Genomic DNA, 14,409 nt, shown 5'->3' with positions numbered 1-14,409 from the left:
AACTTCGATGGGGAGCCGGACTGGACCTACACGGGCACCGACACCGACGGGGACGGCCTGGACGACGGGTACGAAGGCTCGGATGTAAACGACGGCTACGACGTTAACGACGAGATAGACGACCCGGCCAACGACCTGCCGGATACGGACGGGACCGAAGATGTGAACTACCGCGATACAGACGACGACGGAGACGGTACGCCCACCGAAGAGGAAGACCCGGACAATGACGGGGACCCGACCAACGACGACACGGATGATGACGGCACCCCGGATTACCTGGATCCCACCGACGACCGGGATCCCGACCCGGATCCGGACCCCGATGAGGAAGGGATAATCGTCTTTGAGCTGGTGACCCCCAACCAGGACGGCCGGAACGATTTCCTGTTTATCCAGAACGTACACCTGGCACAAAACAACTCCATCCGCATCTTTAACCGCTGGGGAGTTGCCGTATACGAGGGCCGGAATTACGACAACCAGTTTAATGTCTTTGACGGGCGCTCCCGCGGGCGTTCTACGCTAAACACCAATGATTATCTTCCGTCCGGGGTATATTATTATATCTTTGAGTACGACTACCAGGGCGAAAGGAAAGTAGAGAAGGGGTATGTCTACATTGGCAATAAGTAAAAAGATGCGCAGTATTTTTTATAGATTCTTGTTTGTAGCCCTGGTTTTCGGGTCTATTTCCGGGCTGCAGGCCCAACAGGATGCACAGTACACCCAGTACATGTACAATACCATGACGGTGAACCCAGCTTATGCGGGGTCCCGGGGGCAGCTGAGCCTGGCGGCCCTTTACCGTTCCCAATGGGTAGGTCTGGAGGGTGCCCCGCAGACCTTTACGGTAAACATGCATTCCCCCATCCGGAATTCCCGTCTGGGATACGGGATTTCCCTGGTGAATGACAACATCGGGGATGGGGTGGTACAGGAAACCTATCTGGATGCTGTACTTTCCTATACTATTGATGTGTCCAGGGATGCCAAACTTTCCTTTGGGCTGAAGGCCGGGGGGAATCTGCTGAGCCTGGATTTTAACAACCTGCGGAAATACCAGCAGGAAACCGTGGATGAGGATAATATCGACAACCAGTTTACCCCGAATTTTGGCCTGGGGATCTATTACCATACGGACCGGTTTTACGCGGGCTTGTCTGCGCCCAATCTGCTGGAATCGGAGCATTTCGATAATTCTGCGGGCGCCCAGGAGTCCTTTCTTTCCGTAGATCGGGTGAACTTTTATATGATTACCGGTTACGTCTTTGACCTGAACGGGAACCTGAAGTTCAAGCCGGCCCTGCTCACCAAGGTGGTTAGCGGCGCCCCCCTGCAGTTGGACCTATCCGCCAGCTTCCTGTTTAACGAGAAATTTTCCTTTGGGGCCGCCTACCGCTGGGATGCCGCCGTAAGCGGCCTGGTAGGGTTCCAGCTAAACGAGCAGCTGATGATCGGGCTGGCCTACGACCGGGAAACCACCGCCCTGGGCGGGACCCAGTTTAACGACGGCTCTTTTGAGATTTTCCTGCGCTGGGAACTGATCCGCTCCTTTGAACGTTTGATTAGCCCCCGTTTCTTCTGATAAACGCCCTGCCGCTATGCTGAAAAAGCCCGCCTTACTCCTTGTCTTCTTCCTGGCCTTCGGGACTGTTGTGGCCCAGCAGCGCCGCCTGGAGCGGGCGGAAACCGCATACGACCAGTATTCTTTCAAGATGGCCCAGGACATCTACCAAAAAGTACTGGACCGGGGGTTTGAAAATGCGGACCTGTTAAAGAAACTGGGAAATGCCTATTATTTCAATGCGGAATATGCCCAGGCTGAAGAAATCTATGGTCGCCTGGTTACCGCCTACCCTAAGGAAACCGGGGCCGAGGATTATTTCCGGTATGCCCAGTCTTTGCGCAGCGTGGGGAAGTACGAGCAGGCCGATGCCATGATGGCCGAATTCCTGTCGCGCAGCCGCGCCATGGCCGATACCCGCGTGGATCTCTTTAAGGCCGAACCGGATTACCTGGAACGCATCGAAGCCAATTCCGGCCGGGTGCGCCTGGACACCTTTCGTTTTAATTCCCCGTATTCGGATTTTGCTCCAGCCTATTACGGGGCAGAGTTGTTGTTCTCCTCCGACCGGGATACCGGTAACCTGGCCCGGTACCGGCACACCTGGAATGCCCGGGATTTTCTGGACCTGTACCGGGTGGATACGGCCGCCCGCAGGGCCGGGGCGCCTGTTAAGCTGGATGGGGTGAATTCCCGCTACCACGAGTCTACCACTGCGGCCACGGCCGATGGCAACACCCTTTATTTTACCCGCAACAATGTGGTGGAGAATAAACAAAGCCGGGACGCTTCCGGGATCGTTCGCCTGAAGATTTTCCGGGCCCACAAAACCGACGGGGTATGGACCACCCTGGAAGATCTGCCGTTTAACAGCGACAGTTATTCGGTGGCCCACCCGACCCTGAGCCCCGACGGAAAATTTTTGTATTTCGCTTCGGATATGCCCGGCAGCCGGGGGCAATCGGACCTGTGGCGGGTGCAAATCCTGGAAGACGGCACCTTTGGCGCCCCCGAAAACCTGGGGCCTAAGATCAACACCCCGGAACGGGAAACCTTCCCCTTCGTGTCCGGTAACAATGTTTTGTATTTCGCTTCGGATGGCCACCCGGGCCTGGGCGGACTGGATATTTTTGCGACCAAACTGGATTATCTGCCCTACGAAGGCAGCGTACAGAATGTAGGGCGGCCGGTAAATTCCTCCATGGACGACTTTACCTTTATCCTTTCCGAAGACAGCCATAAGGGCTATTTTGCCTCCAACCGGCCGGATGGGGTAGGGGACGACGACATTTATGCCTTTACAGAACTGGAGCCCCTGGGCTTTGAATGCATTCAATCCGTAAGCGGGACGGTGCGCGACCTGATCTCCAACAGCCCCCTCTCCGGGGCCACGGTTCGCATTATAGACGAGAACAACATGGAGATTGGCAGCGGGATTACCGATACGGACGGGAACTACGAAATTACCCTGGACTGCAACCAGGGGAACTTTGTGCGGGCCACCCGGGAGGGCTATATCCCTTCAGAGGAATACCTGGCCCCTTCGGATGGCAAACCCCGGATTATGGACTTTTACCTGGAACGGGAAACGGTCCTGGCCGGATTCGGGGACGACCTGGCCAAGCTCCTGCAGCTGAGCACCATCTATTTTGATTTCGACAAATACAACATTCGCCCGGATGCCGAAATCGAAATCCAGAAGGTGATTGCCGCCATGGAGAAATACCCCAGCCTGAAAATCCGCGCCATTTCGCATACGGACAGCCGCGGGCGGGATGCCTACAACCTCTGGTTGTCCCAGAAGCGGGCCGATGCTACGGTGGCCTATATGATCTCCAAGGGGATTGCCCCGGAGCGCCTGAGCGGCAAGGGCTATGGGGAAATTTACCTCATGAACGAATGCGAGGACGGGGTGCCCTGTACGGAAGAACAGCACGCCCGCAACCGCCGTTCGGAATTCATCATACAGGAGTAACAACCTTCGTAAACGCCGTGTTTTAGGGGCCTGATCGACCAGATGCACCTGTTTTTGCGGTGGCTAACCCCGGAAACTCCCCCCTTCACCCCCCGATTATCCCACTTCACAACAAAAGTTTAGCGGGGCGGCACCTGCCGGTTACATTTGTGTATTGGGAAGAAGTGGGTTAATCCCGCTTTCGCATAAACAATGGGGAACATGATCGTACATCTACGGAGTACATCCATTTGGGTACTGGCCCTGATGCTGTTGGTTTCGACGGCAGCCATGGGGCAGGAAACCTTTCGTGATGAATTTGGCACCGTATCCTATTCCAATCAGGATGGGTCTGTAAACTGGTCTTCGGACTGGGAGGAAGCCGGGGATACCAACCTGGGGCCGACCGGGGATTACATTTACGTTAATGCCGGAGCGTTGCGAATGGACTACCTCTGGACAGAGCGGATTCAAAGGACCGCAGACCTTACCGGAGCCACTACCGCAACCTTGAGTTTTAACTATTCGACCAATAGTCTGGGTGGACCCAGAACCTTAGGAATTTTCCTCTCCAATAATGGCGGAGCATCCTTTACCCAAATTGCATCGGTAAGCGGTTCGGGATTTTTCTCTCAAAACATTTCCGCCTATATCTCTGCCAATACGGTTCTGCGTTTTGCCAAGTCCAACCAGAACTGGAATGCGGATGATTGGGCACAGGTAGATAACGTTCAGATCAGCGCCAATGTAAGTACCCGATTGGCTATCGCCTCCATAACTGTAAATGAGAACGACGGTACCGCAACGTTTGTGGTAACCCATGCAGGGCCTGCTACCTCGGGTCCTTTTTCTGTCGATTACAGCAGCCTTAACGGCACAGCTGTGTCCGGTGCGGATTACACTGCCGTTTCCGGAACCCTGTTTTTTAGCGGGAGCAGCGGAGAGACCCAGAATATCGTTGTCCCGCTTATAGACGATGGGCTCTATGAGACTGACGAAACTTTTCAGATCCAGTTTGATGCGGTAACGGACCCGGCAGTTGGGATTACGGGTGTGGGGACGGCCACCATTGTGGATGATGAGATCATTCTGGATGATGTGCCATTGGCCTTATACCGCAATTTGAGCGGTAACTTCGATTATACTACCGCAGGAGGTACCTTCCGGACCGCCCACAACACAACCGACCCTTGTGCCATTACCAGTACTTCGTCCGCCAGCCTTACCTCTCCCATACCTGCAGGGGCAACCATAAAGGAAGCGTACCTGTTCTGGTCCCATTCCTCTTATGTGCCGGATTCCGAGGTAACTTTTGAAGGCCAGGGCGTGAGTGCCAATTTGGTATATAGTGCTGGTTTCACCGGCCGAAACTTCTATGGCTACCTGGCCAATGTGACCAGCATTGTAGCCGGGATTTCGGACCCGACTACCAACACCTTCGACCTGACCGATCTGGTCATTGACAATACGGCAGATTACTGCGGTACGGCAACGGTTCTGGGCGCCTGGTCCCTGTTGGTGTTTTATGAAGAGCCATCCCTGGCGGCTTCCACCATTAACTTGTATTACGGTTTTGACATTACGCAAAATGCGGGTACCTCCTTCACCCTGGACAGCTTTTATGCCATTAGCGCGGCGGGGAGTAAGGCCACTTTCCTCTCTTACGAGGGTGATGACACCCTGGACGGCTCCAGTGCCGGCTCTACCAACCCGGAGGAGCTTTCCATCACCAACCAGCTGGGTATTAACAATATCCTTTCCGGAGATGGGGGGCAAAGCGGGAATAATGCCTATAACTCTACGGTTTATGATGAAATATCCGGGGTGAATAACAGCAATATCTATGGGCTGGACCTGGATACCTATGATATTTCTTCCTTTGTAAACCCCCTGGACACGCAGGTAACTGCCAATGTGGATGTAGGGCAGGATTTGGTCATTTCTTCTGCCGTTGTTATTCGGGTACCCTCCAACCTGATTTCGGGCACCGTCTTTGAAGACCTGAATTACCCTGGGGGTGCAGGCCGAGATCAGGCTACCGCAGCCGGTATTGGCATTCCCAATGCTACCGTTGAATTGTATACCTCCACCGGGACGTTCCAGGCCACCACCACTTCGGATGCCAGTGGCGACTACTATTTCGGCGGGATGTCTGATGGGAACTACTGGGTACGCGTTCCGAATCAGGATATCAAATCTACCCGTAGCGGTGGTGCAGGCTGTACCTCCTGTTATGGCGTTCAAACCTTTCGGACTGAATTCACAGCAGGGTCACCTACTCCGATAACCGATGAGATCGGAGGGGCTAATCCCGCAGCTACGGCAGATGCCGCCCTGGGCACTGTAGTAAACGCCCAAACCCTTTCCTCAGTTAATATTTTGGGCGGAGGTATAGGAGGCATCGATTTCGGGTTTAATTTCAATACCATCGTTAATACCAACGAAGAGGGGCAGGGCTCCCTGCAACAATTTATCCTGAACGCCAACAACCTGGACGAAAGCGGCCTGGACATTGAAGCCAATGCCCTGTTTGACCCGGTCGCAGGCAAAGACGTGTCCATTTTTATGATCCCGCCCACCGGGGATGCCCTGGGCCGGACCGCCGATGCCGGATATGCTTCCGGGATCTTCGACATTTTCTTTGGCAACAGCGTAAACCCGGAGGACCTGACCTCCGATAACCTGCACATTGACGGCCGCACCCAGACGGCCTACAGCGGAGATACCAATGCCGGGGCTGTAGGGGCCGGGGGTACTGCCGTGGGCGTATCCGGTACCCTGTTGCCGACCTTTGACTTACCGGAGATTCAGTTGCACCATAATGCCGGGGATGTGATTGTAAACCTGGGTAACGACAACCTGCTGCGGAACGTGGCCGTATATGCAGACAACAACGCCGCCGTACGCGTGGATGGCGGTTCCCTGACCGTGCGCAATGCCCTGCTGGGCGTGGATGCCACCGGGGCCAATGCCGGGAATATTGACACGGGGGTGGAAGTAGACGGAGGGGATGCTGTGCTTACCGAAAACTATATGGCAACACTCACCAACCAGGGCGTGTGGGTGCGCAATACCGCCTCCCTGGCCATAAGCCTGAACCACATTACCGGCAATGGCACGGCCGGGTGCGGGGTCAATGTCCTTATAGAAGGGGGGACGGGCATTAGCCTGACACAAAATCTCATTGAAAATGCCCAATCTGTGGGTATTGAGGCCATTGGCAGTGCCGGCGGCCTGCTGATTGACGACAACAGCGTAACGGCATCGGGGCAGGACACCGCCTGCCACGGGGGCGAAGGGGGTACTGGGATCCGCCTGGGCGGCAGTAATTCCACCATCAGCTCCAATGTCATTTACAGCAATGGCAATGCGGGCATTGTGGTGGCCGACGCCTCGGGCACGGGTAACCACATTACACAGAATTCCATCTATGCCAATGGCACCACGGCCCCTGCCCTGGGGATTGACCTGGATGCCGGCGGGAATTACGGGGACGGGGTAACCCTGAACGAATCCGGGGATGCGGATTCGGGCCCCAACACCCTGCAGAATTTTCCCATCCTGTCTGCGGTATATATGGAAGGCACGGAGCTCGTGGTAAAAGGCTGGGCCCGCCCCGGCACCGAGATCGAGTTCTTCTTTACCGATATCAGGGAAGGCACGGCCGCCGAGGGAGATAACCAATTGGGCTTCAGCACCGACTATGGGGAAGGGCAGGTGTATATCACCACAGTAACCGAAGGCTCCGGCGCAGACCTGGATGGCGGTAGCTCCTCCTATCTGGATGCCGATGGGAATACCGACAACACCAACCAATATGAATTCCGCCTGCTTCTTCCCGCAGGTGCGGTGGTAGGCGACCAGGTAACCGCCACAGCTACCCTGGGCGGCAGTACCTCAGAATTTGCACCCATGAGCCAGATCCGGGTACGCAGCGTGATCACCAACCGCCGGATTACCTACCGGGTTAATTCCAATTAAAAAACAACGCATCCTAACACAAGAAGCCCACGATTAGAAACCGTTTAACCTACATGAGGCCCCCGAGAACACAGATTGTTTTTTTAATTTTTGGAATAGCGTTGCTGGCCCCGAACGGCCTTTCCGCGCAATCCGGGGTAGGGGCCAATTTTGGGGTGGAAGCCGATGCCTATAGCGGGGACGCGCTCTCCGGGGTGGAGTCCGACGACTGGTTCTACAATGGGGCTACAGGTTTTGGGGTAATTGACGAAGCCACGGCGGCAGCCAATGGCTATGCGGCCCTCCTGGCTGCTAACAACAACATTTCTTTCGATTTGCGCCAGAGTATCGCCAATTATTCCTCCAATCGCGGGTACATCTGGTACAGCGCCCGCTATGCCCGGGATTATGTAAGCTATACCTCCCAGGACCTCACCCAGTTTACCGGAGGAAAAAATGGGGATAATCCGCAAACTTCCTGGGGAACGGCTCCCGGTTCCGTCCCCGACAAGACCGATATTGTAGATGCTGCGGTGCACATGCGCCGCGACGGCGATCAGGTAACCGACGACCTATGGGTTTTTATGATGGTCTCTACCCTGTCTTCTTCCGGGAACCACTTTATCGACTTTGAACTCTTTGTGTCCGAAATCCAGGATACGGGCTCGGGCTTTACCAATTCAGGGACGCAGGAAGGCCATACGGCCTGGGAGTTTGACGCTTCGGGAAACGTGACCCAGATCGGAGATATGATTATCGGGTTTGCCTATACCGGGGGTTCCGTAAGCGGGGTTGAGGTGCGCCTGTGGGTAGACCGCGCTACTTTTGTGCCCGGCTCCTCTCCTGGAGGGACCTCAACTTTTGTTTGGGGCACTCAGATAGACGGGGGCAGCACCTACGGGTATGGGGAAATTGTACTGGGCCCGGGAAGCCTGTTGAGCAACGTCAATCCCATCTTCACACAGGCCCCGCCCTGGGGGACTACCAATACAGGGGGCTACACCAACCTCTATAACCAGGACTATTTTGCCGAGGTGGGGGTGAACTTTACCCAGCTGGGCTTTGACCCGCGCGCCCTCTTTGGGTCTACGGCGGCATGCGATTCCCCTTTTAGTGCCATTATGGCTAAATCCAGGACCTCTTCGGCTTTCACCTCCTCCCTGAAAGATTATGTAGGCCCCCTGGATTTTCTGGGCAGTGCCTCCGATACGCAGGTGAATACGACTATAGTGGCCCCGGCATCTTTTGATAGTTGCGCCACGGGAGAAACCCGTATTCTACAGGCCGAATTTGCCTCTACCAGTGCGGAGTACGTCTGGTATTCCCTCACCCCAGGCGTGGTCTTTCCGGCCAATGGGCTCGATACCATCACGGGCGTGGGGATGGACCAGGTGGTTATAGATTCCCCGGGAGATTACCAGCTGGGGATTGCCCCCCTGCTCGGGTGTACTCCTTATTCCGAAGCCTCGGACATCCTTGCGGTGCGCAGTATTCCCTGTGCCTTCGACGATGCCTATACAGCCCTGAACCCGGGAACCCTGGTGGTACCTGCGGCCGGGCTGCTGACCAACGATACAGACCGGGACCCCGCAGACCCATTAACGGTGAATACGGTTCCCATTTCTGGCCCGGCCCACGGCACCCTGTTGCTAAATGCCGATGGCAGCTTTACCTATGCGCCGGATACCGGGTATTACGGGACCGACGCTTTCACCTACGAGGTATGCGACAGCAACGGCCTCTGTGATACCGCCACGGTTTCCCTTACCATAAGCCTTTCTTCGGTGATCACCAACCGCCGGATTACCTACCGCGTAGATCCCGAATAGCCACCCTATCCTACATGGCGATTCCCGTTTCGGGAATCTTAGGCGCAAGCCCCTGCCCCCTGTGCAGGGGTTTTGCAATTGATATAGGTCTGTTTTTCAAGGCTTTTAATGATTTTAGCTTTCCCGTTGGCCGCACCGGTTTCGGCCAGTGCCGGGATTTTCGACCGGCCGCCCGCTTATCGAAACATGGGGGCCGTTGGCCGCCACCAATCCTCCGGAAAGCCGTTTTTACCTAAATAGTGGAACCCCCCGTGCTAGTTTAGCCGCATCGGTTGCCTTCTGCCGTGAAGGCGCCGGTCCCAAATGAATGCGGCATGGAACTCAAACACAACCTATCCGGGGCTACCTACACCCTGTTTTGCCTTTTGGCAGCCTTTCTGCTGATTCCCGTTGCGGGCGTTTCCCAGGAAACCTTCCGGGATGAATTCAATTCGATTGCTTATAACAACCAGGACGGGACCGTGAACTGGTCTTCGGACTGGGTGGAATTCGGGGATACCGATCCGGGCCCCAATGCCCAATACCTGTACATAACCCCCGGCGGGCAGCTGCGCCTGGACTACCTGTATGGTGAAAACATCCGCCGCTCAGCCAACCTGAGCGGGGCCACCACCGCAACCCTTAGCTTTGACTACTCTTCTTTTAGCCTGGAGGGGACCCGTGCTCTTGGGGTGTATATCTCAAACAATGGGGGTACCAGCTTTGCGTTAATCGGTTCCCTGACCGGTTCCGGCACCTTTACCCAGAACATCTCGGCCTATATATCGGACAATACCGTTTTGTTGTTTGCCAAAAACGGTTCCAACTGGGCCCCGGACGATTGGGCGGCCATCGACAATGTGCAGATCAGTGCTGATCTGCCTGCCCGCCTGTCCATTGCCAATATTTCTATAAGCGAAGACGCTGGCACGGCCACCTTTACAGTAACCCATTCCGGCCCCAGTGTAGCCGGGCCCTTCCAGGCCACTTACAGTACTACAGATGGTACAGCTACCTCAGGCCTGGATTATACCGCTGTATCCGGAACCCTGTCCTTTAGTGGGGTTTCCGGGGATTCCCAGACGGTAGTGGTACCCCTGCTCAATGATGCAGAATACGAGGGGGATGAAACCTTTGTGCTGCAGATCGATTCGGTAACGGACCCCGCAGTGAATATTTCAGTAACCGGGACGGCCACCATCCGGGACGACGAAATTATCCTGCAGGATGTGCCCCTGGACCTGTACCGCAACCTGAGCGGACATTACAACTACAGCGCCGGCGGGGGGACTTTTCGCACCGCCCACAACAGTGTGGATCCCTGTGCCATTGGCCCGAATTCCTCAGGAACCCTGACCACCCCCATTCCGGCAGGTTCTACCATTAAGGAGGCCTACCTGCTGTGGTCCCATTCCGCCCAGAACCCGGATACGCAGGTAACCCTGGAGGGAAGTACCGTTAATGCAGATGTGGTATACGGGGCCAATGTGGCCGGCCTGAACTTTTACGGGTACCTGGCCAATGTGACCGATATCGTAACCGCCCTGCCGGACCCCAGCGGCAATACCTACGACCTGACCGACCTGACCATTGATAACTCTGCACCCTATTGCAACGGCACCGTAGTGTTGGGCGCCTGGTCCCTGCTGGTATTTTACGAGCACGACAGCCTGCCGGTGTCTACCATTAACCTGTATTACGGATACGATATTTCCCAGAATACGGGCACCACCTTTACCCTGGACAGTTTTTACGCCATAAGCCCGGCCGGGAGTAAGGCCACTTTTATCTCCTACGAAGGGGATGATACCCTGGATGGTTCCAGCGGCGGCTCCACCAACCCGGAAGAGCTTTCCATCACCAACCAGTTGGGCGCCAATTTTGTACTGACCGGCGATGGGGGCCAGCCTGGCAACAATGCCTATAACTCCACCGTATATGACCAGCTGGCCGGGGTGAATAATTCCAGTGTTTATGGCCTGGACCTGGATACCTACGATATTTCGGCCTTCATCAATTCCACAGACACCCAGGTAACGGCCAATGTGAATGTAGGGGCTGACCTGATTATCTCCACGGCCGTGGTCCTGCTGGTGCCCTCCAACCTGATTTCCGGGACCGTTTTTGAAGACATCAACTACCCGGGGGGTGCCGGCCGAAATTTGGCCAACTCCGGCGGGCTGGGCATACCCGGGGCCACCCTGGAACTGTACGATGCCCTGGGTAATCTCTTACAGACCACGACCACCGATGCCTTCGGGGATTATACCTTTAGCGGCATGTCCGACGGGGCCTATACCGTACGGGTCATTAATTCCGAGGTGCCATCCACCCGCGGAGGCGGGGATACGTGCGCCGATTGCTATCCCATCCAGACCTTCCGCACGGATTATAACGGGACGGTGCGCAATGAATATACCAATGAAATAGGCGGGGCCAACCCCGCTGCCACAGCCGACGCCCCGGCCGGCACGCTCACAGCCGCCCAGACCAGCAGTACCGTAGTGATTTCCGGAGGGGGAATAGGCGGAATCGATTTTGGCTTCAATTTCAACACCATTGTAAATACCAACGATTCCGGACAGGGCTCCCTGGCCCAGTTTATCACCAACAGCAATGCGCTGGACCAGGCCGGTATGGACATTGAAGCCAATGCCCTCTTTGATCCGGCGGCAGGGGAGGATGTCTCCATCTTTATGATCCCCCCAACCGGGGATCCGCTGGGGCGTACGGCAGATTCAGGATACACCGGGGGCATCTTCAGCATTAACCTTACCACCGCACTGCCGGTTATCACCGGTACCGATACCCATATTGATGGCCGCACGCAGACGGCCTACAGCGGGGATACCAACCTGGGCACCGCTGGTGCAGGGGGCGCTGCCGTGGGCACGGCCGGGGATGTGCTGCCCGTATACGAACTGCCTGAAATTCAAGTGTATCAGGCCTCGGGGGATGTCTTTGCAACCTCGGGCGACGGTACCGTAATCCGCAACCTTGCCATTCTTGCCCAAAATGCAACTGGAGTGCTTCTGAGTGCTGGATCAACTACCCTACAAGAAAATTTAATTGGTACAGATGCTACAGGAACCCCTTTGGCAAACACGAGTATTGGGGTACAGATAACGGGAGGGGAAGGTACCCTTGATGGAAATTATATTGCTGGAAATATTCTTTCAGGCATTTGGATCAGTGACACCTCCGGATTTAGCGCTACCGGCAATCACATCACTCAAAATGGCCTCAGCACATGTGGAGCTAATGTGATCCTGGAATCTGGTACGGGAATTCGTTTTACGCTTAATTTATTGGAGCAATCCGGGGCTGTAAACGTAGAAGCAGGAACTTCTCCGGGAGGATTGAATTTCAACAGGAACACCATCACGGAAGCCGGTCAGGATACTACCTGTTTTGGTAGTCTTGGCGGGGTTGGAATCCGGTTGGGGGGCAGCAATTCCAGTATCACGGAGAATCTCATTTTTAATAATGGCAATGCGGGCATAGCCCTGGTTACCCTATTTGGCGGGGCAAATTTAATCTCCCAAAATGCCATATATGCCAACGGAACAACGGCAGATGCTCTGGGGATTGACCTGGACCCAACCGGAGGGTATGGGGACGGGGTTACTTTAAATGATAATGGGGACACGGACTCCGGCCCCAATGGACTCCTGAACTTCCCGATAATTGTGACGGCCTATACTGAAGGTCCGGACCTGGTCATCAAAGGTTGGGCCCGCCCGGGCACCACCATCGAATTTTATCTTTCTGATATCAGCGAAGGTACAGCTGCCCCAGGGGATAACAGACTTGGACTTTCCCGGGATTACGGGGAAGGCCAGCGCTATATCGGTTCGGTGGTGGAAGGCTCCGCGGCCGACCTGGATACCGGAACCTCCGGTTATTCGGACGCAGACGGCAATATTGACAACACTTCACGCTTTGAGGTACGCTTTCCCAACAATGCCTCGGTTACGGCCAATGACGTGCTGACCGCCCTGGGCTTTTTAGGAAACCATACGTCCGAATTTGGCCCCCACGGGCCGGTTCGGATCCGAACGATCATCACCAACCGGAGGATCACCTACCGGGTAAACCAGCAGTAATATAACCCCATTTTTGATCCTTACGCCCATGTCTTTCACCGTGAAAACCGACCCTTTTATGCCAACACCTGCCATGCATCCGCAAGGGGATTCCGCTCGTCGATCAGCGCCCGTATTTCGGGCCCTAATCGATAAAAAACAAGGGCAAATTTCCGTGGAAAACGGTCGCAGACCTCAAAAAGGAGGGGCTATACTTTGGAATTTCACCTCTACACAACAATTATTTTCCTCCCCTGGGTATCCCGATAATTTTGTAGGGTGTAGTGGACTGTATTCCGCCCAGATAAAACGCAAAAATGACAACATGGACTGTAAAACCCCAAACCTCCTAATCCAACTTCCCGTACATACTGCGGGAGGGGTTTGCCAGGACCATTCAGATTCGGTATCCGTCCTGCTACAACCGGCCACAACCGGACAAACACTAACCAAACCTATGACAGCTACAACATCTACCCACGTTAACCCTAGGATCATGAAACGACTGTTCCTCCTGCTGCTCCTGACTTTCTTTTCGGGAGTGGCCTTTAGCCAAACCACGGTAAACCTTGCAGATCAGTGTAACTGCGAGGTCCTGAGTGGTACGGCGGTTACTGCCCCCGGCATGACCAGCCCTACCGGCGCGGATACCGGCGACATTTATGTCAATACCAATTCCGGTACCATTTACTATTGGGATGGCGATTCCTGGGAACTGACCTCTACCGATTCCAACACCACCAATACCAGTTTTGCCGTTGTGGGGGCAGACCTGGTGCTGACCGACAGCGATGGGAATAGCGTGAGCGTTCCCCTGGCGGACCTGGGTGCAATCAATACAGACGACCAAACCCTTACCCTTAGCGGGAATACGCTATCCATTGAAAATGCGAACAGCGTGGACCTGAGCGGATATCTGGATAATACCGATAACCAAAATGCGGCTCAGGTGGCCTTTGACAATACCGCCAGCGGCCTGGCCGCCACTACCGTACAGGATGCGATCGATGAGATCAACGCAGCTGCGGGTACTGT

At 55.1% G+C, this 14,409-nt stretch carries 7 protein-coding genes; all 7 read left to right on the top strand.

All coding sequences use genetic code 11. The features are described 5' to 3' along the window. The coding region (locus tag OZ410_RS00035) for a T9SS type B sorting domain-containing protein (RefSeq protein WP_277705864.1) at positions 1-636 on the top strand (636 nt) is incomplete at its 5' end. Positions 637-640: 4 nt separating this feature from the next. Next, positions 641-1,588 carry a PorP/SprF family type IX secretion system membrane protein gene (locus OZ410_RS00030; protein ID WP_277705863.1) on the top strand — a complete coding sequence of 316 codons (948 nt, stop codon included), beginning with the start codon at positions 641-643 and terminating at the stop codon, positions 1,586-1,588. 16 nt (positions 1,589-1,604) lie between these two features. Continuing rightward, on the top strand, positions 1,605-3,542 hold the full coding sequence (locus OZ410_RS00025; protein WP_277705862.1) for an OmpA family protein: 1,938 nt from the start codon (positions 1,605-1,607) through the stop codon (positions 3,540-3,542). A 201-nt stretch (positions 3,543-3,743) separates the two neighbouring features. Continuing rightward, positions 3,744-7,502 carry a Calx-beta domain-containing protein gene (locus OZ410_RS00020; RefSeq protein WP_277705861.1) on the top strand — a complete coding sequence of 1,253 codons (3,759 nt, stop codon included), beginning with the start codon at positions 3,744-3,746 and terminating at the stop codon, positions 7,500-7,502. A 53-nt stretch (positions 7,503-7,555) separates the two neighbouring features. Then, positions 7,556-9,310 (top strand): Ig-like domain-containing protein, encoded by a 1,755-nt coding sequence (locus OZ410_RS00015; RefSeq protein WP_277705860.1) that lies wholly within the window; start codon positions 7,556-7,558, stop codon positions 9,308-9,310. A 314-nt stretch (positions 9,311-9,624) separates the two neighbouring features. After that, positions 9,625-13,395: a Calx-beta domain-containing protein gene (locus OZ410_RS00010; protein WP_277705859.1), complete on the top strand. Its 3,771-nt coding sequence runs from the start codon at positions 9,625-9,627 to the stop codon at positions 13,393-13,395. Between the two features lie 475 nt (positions 13,396-13,870). Then, positions 13,871-14,409, top strand: a 539-nt coding sequence (locus tag OZ410_RS00005) for a hypothetical protein (RefSeq protein ID WP_277705858.1), incomplete at its 3' end; no start/stop codon positions are given.

The sequence above is a fragment of the Robiginitalea aestuariiviva genome (assembly GCF_029537735.1).
Classification (GTDB): Bacteria; Bacteroidota; Bacteroidia; order Flavobacteriales; family Flavobacteriaceae; genus Robiginitalea; species Robiginitalea aestuariiviva.
This window is presented reverse-complemented; position numbering and strand designations above follow the sequence as displayed.

Excerpts from the sequence above, each read along its gene's own strand:
- OZ410_RS00025 (WP_277705862.1), top strand. The coding sequence starts at position 1,605 with ATGCTGAAAAAGCCCGCCTTACTCCTTGTCTTCTTCCTGGCCTTCGGG.
- OZ410_RS00015 (WP_277705860.1), top strand. The coding sequence starts at position 7,556 with ATGAGGCCCCCGAGAACACAGATTGTTTTTTTAATTTTTGGAATAGCG.
- OZ410_RS00020 (WP_277705861.1), top strand. The coding sequence starts at position 3,744 with ATGATCGTACATCTACGGAGTACATCCATTTGGGTACTGGCCCTGATG.
- OZ410_RS00010 (WP_277705859.1), top strand. The coding sequence starts at position 9,625 with ATGGAACTCAAACACAACCTATCCGGGGCTACCTACACCCTGTTTTGC.
- OZ410_RS00030 (WP_277705863.1), top strand. The coding sequence starts at position 641 with ATGCGCAGTATTTTTTATAGATTCTTGTTTGTAGCCCTGGTTTTCGGG.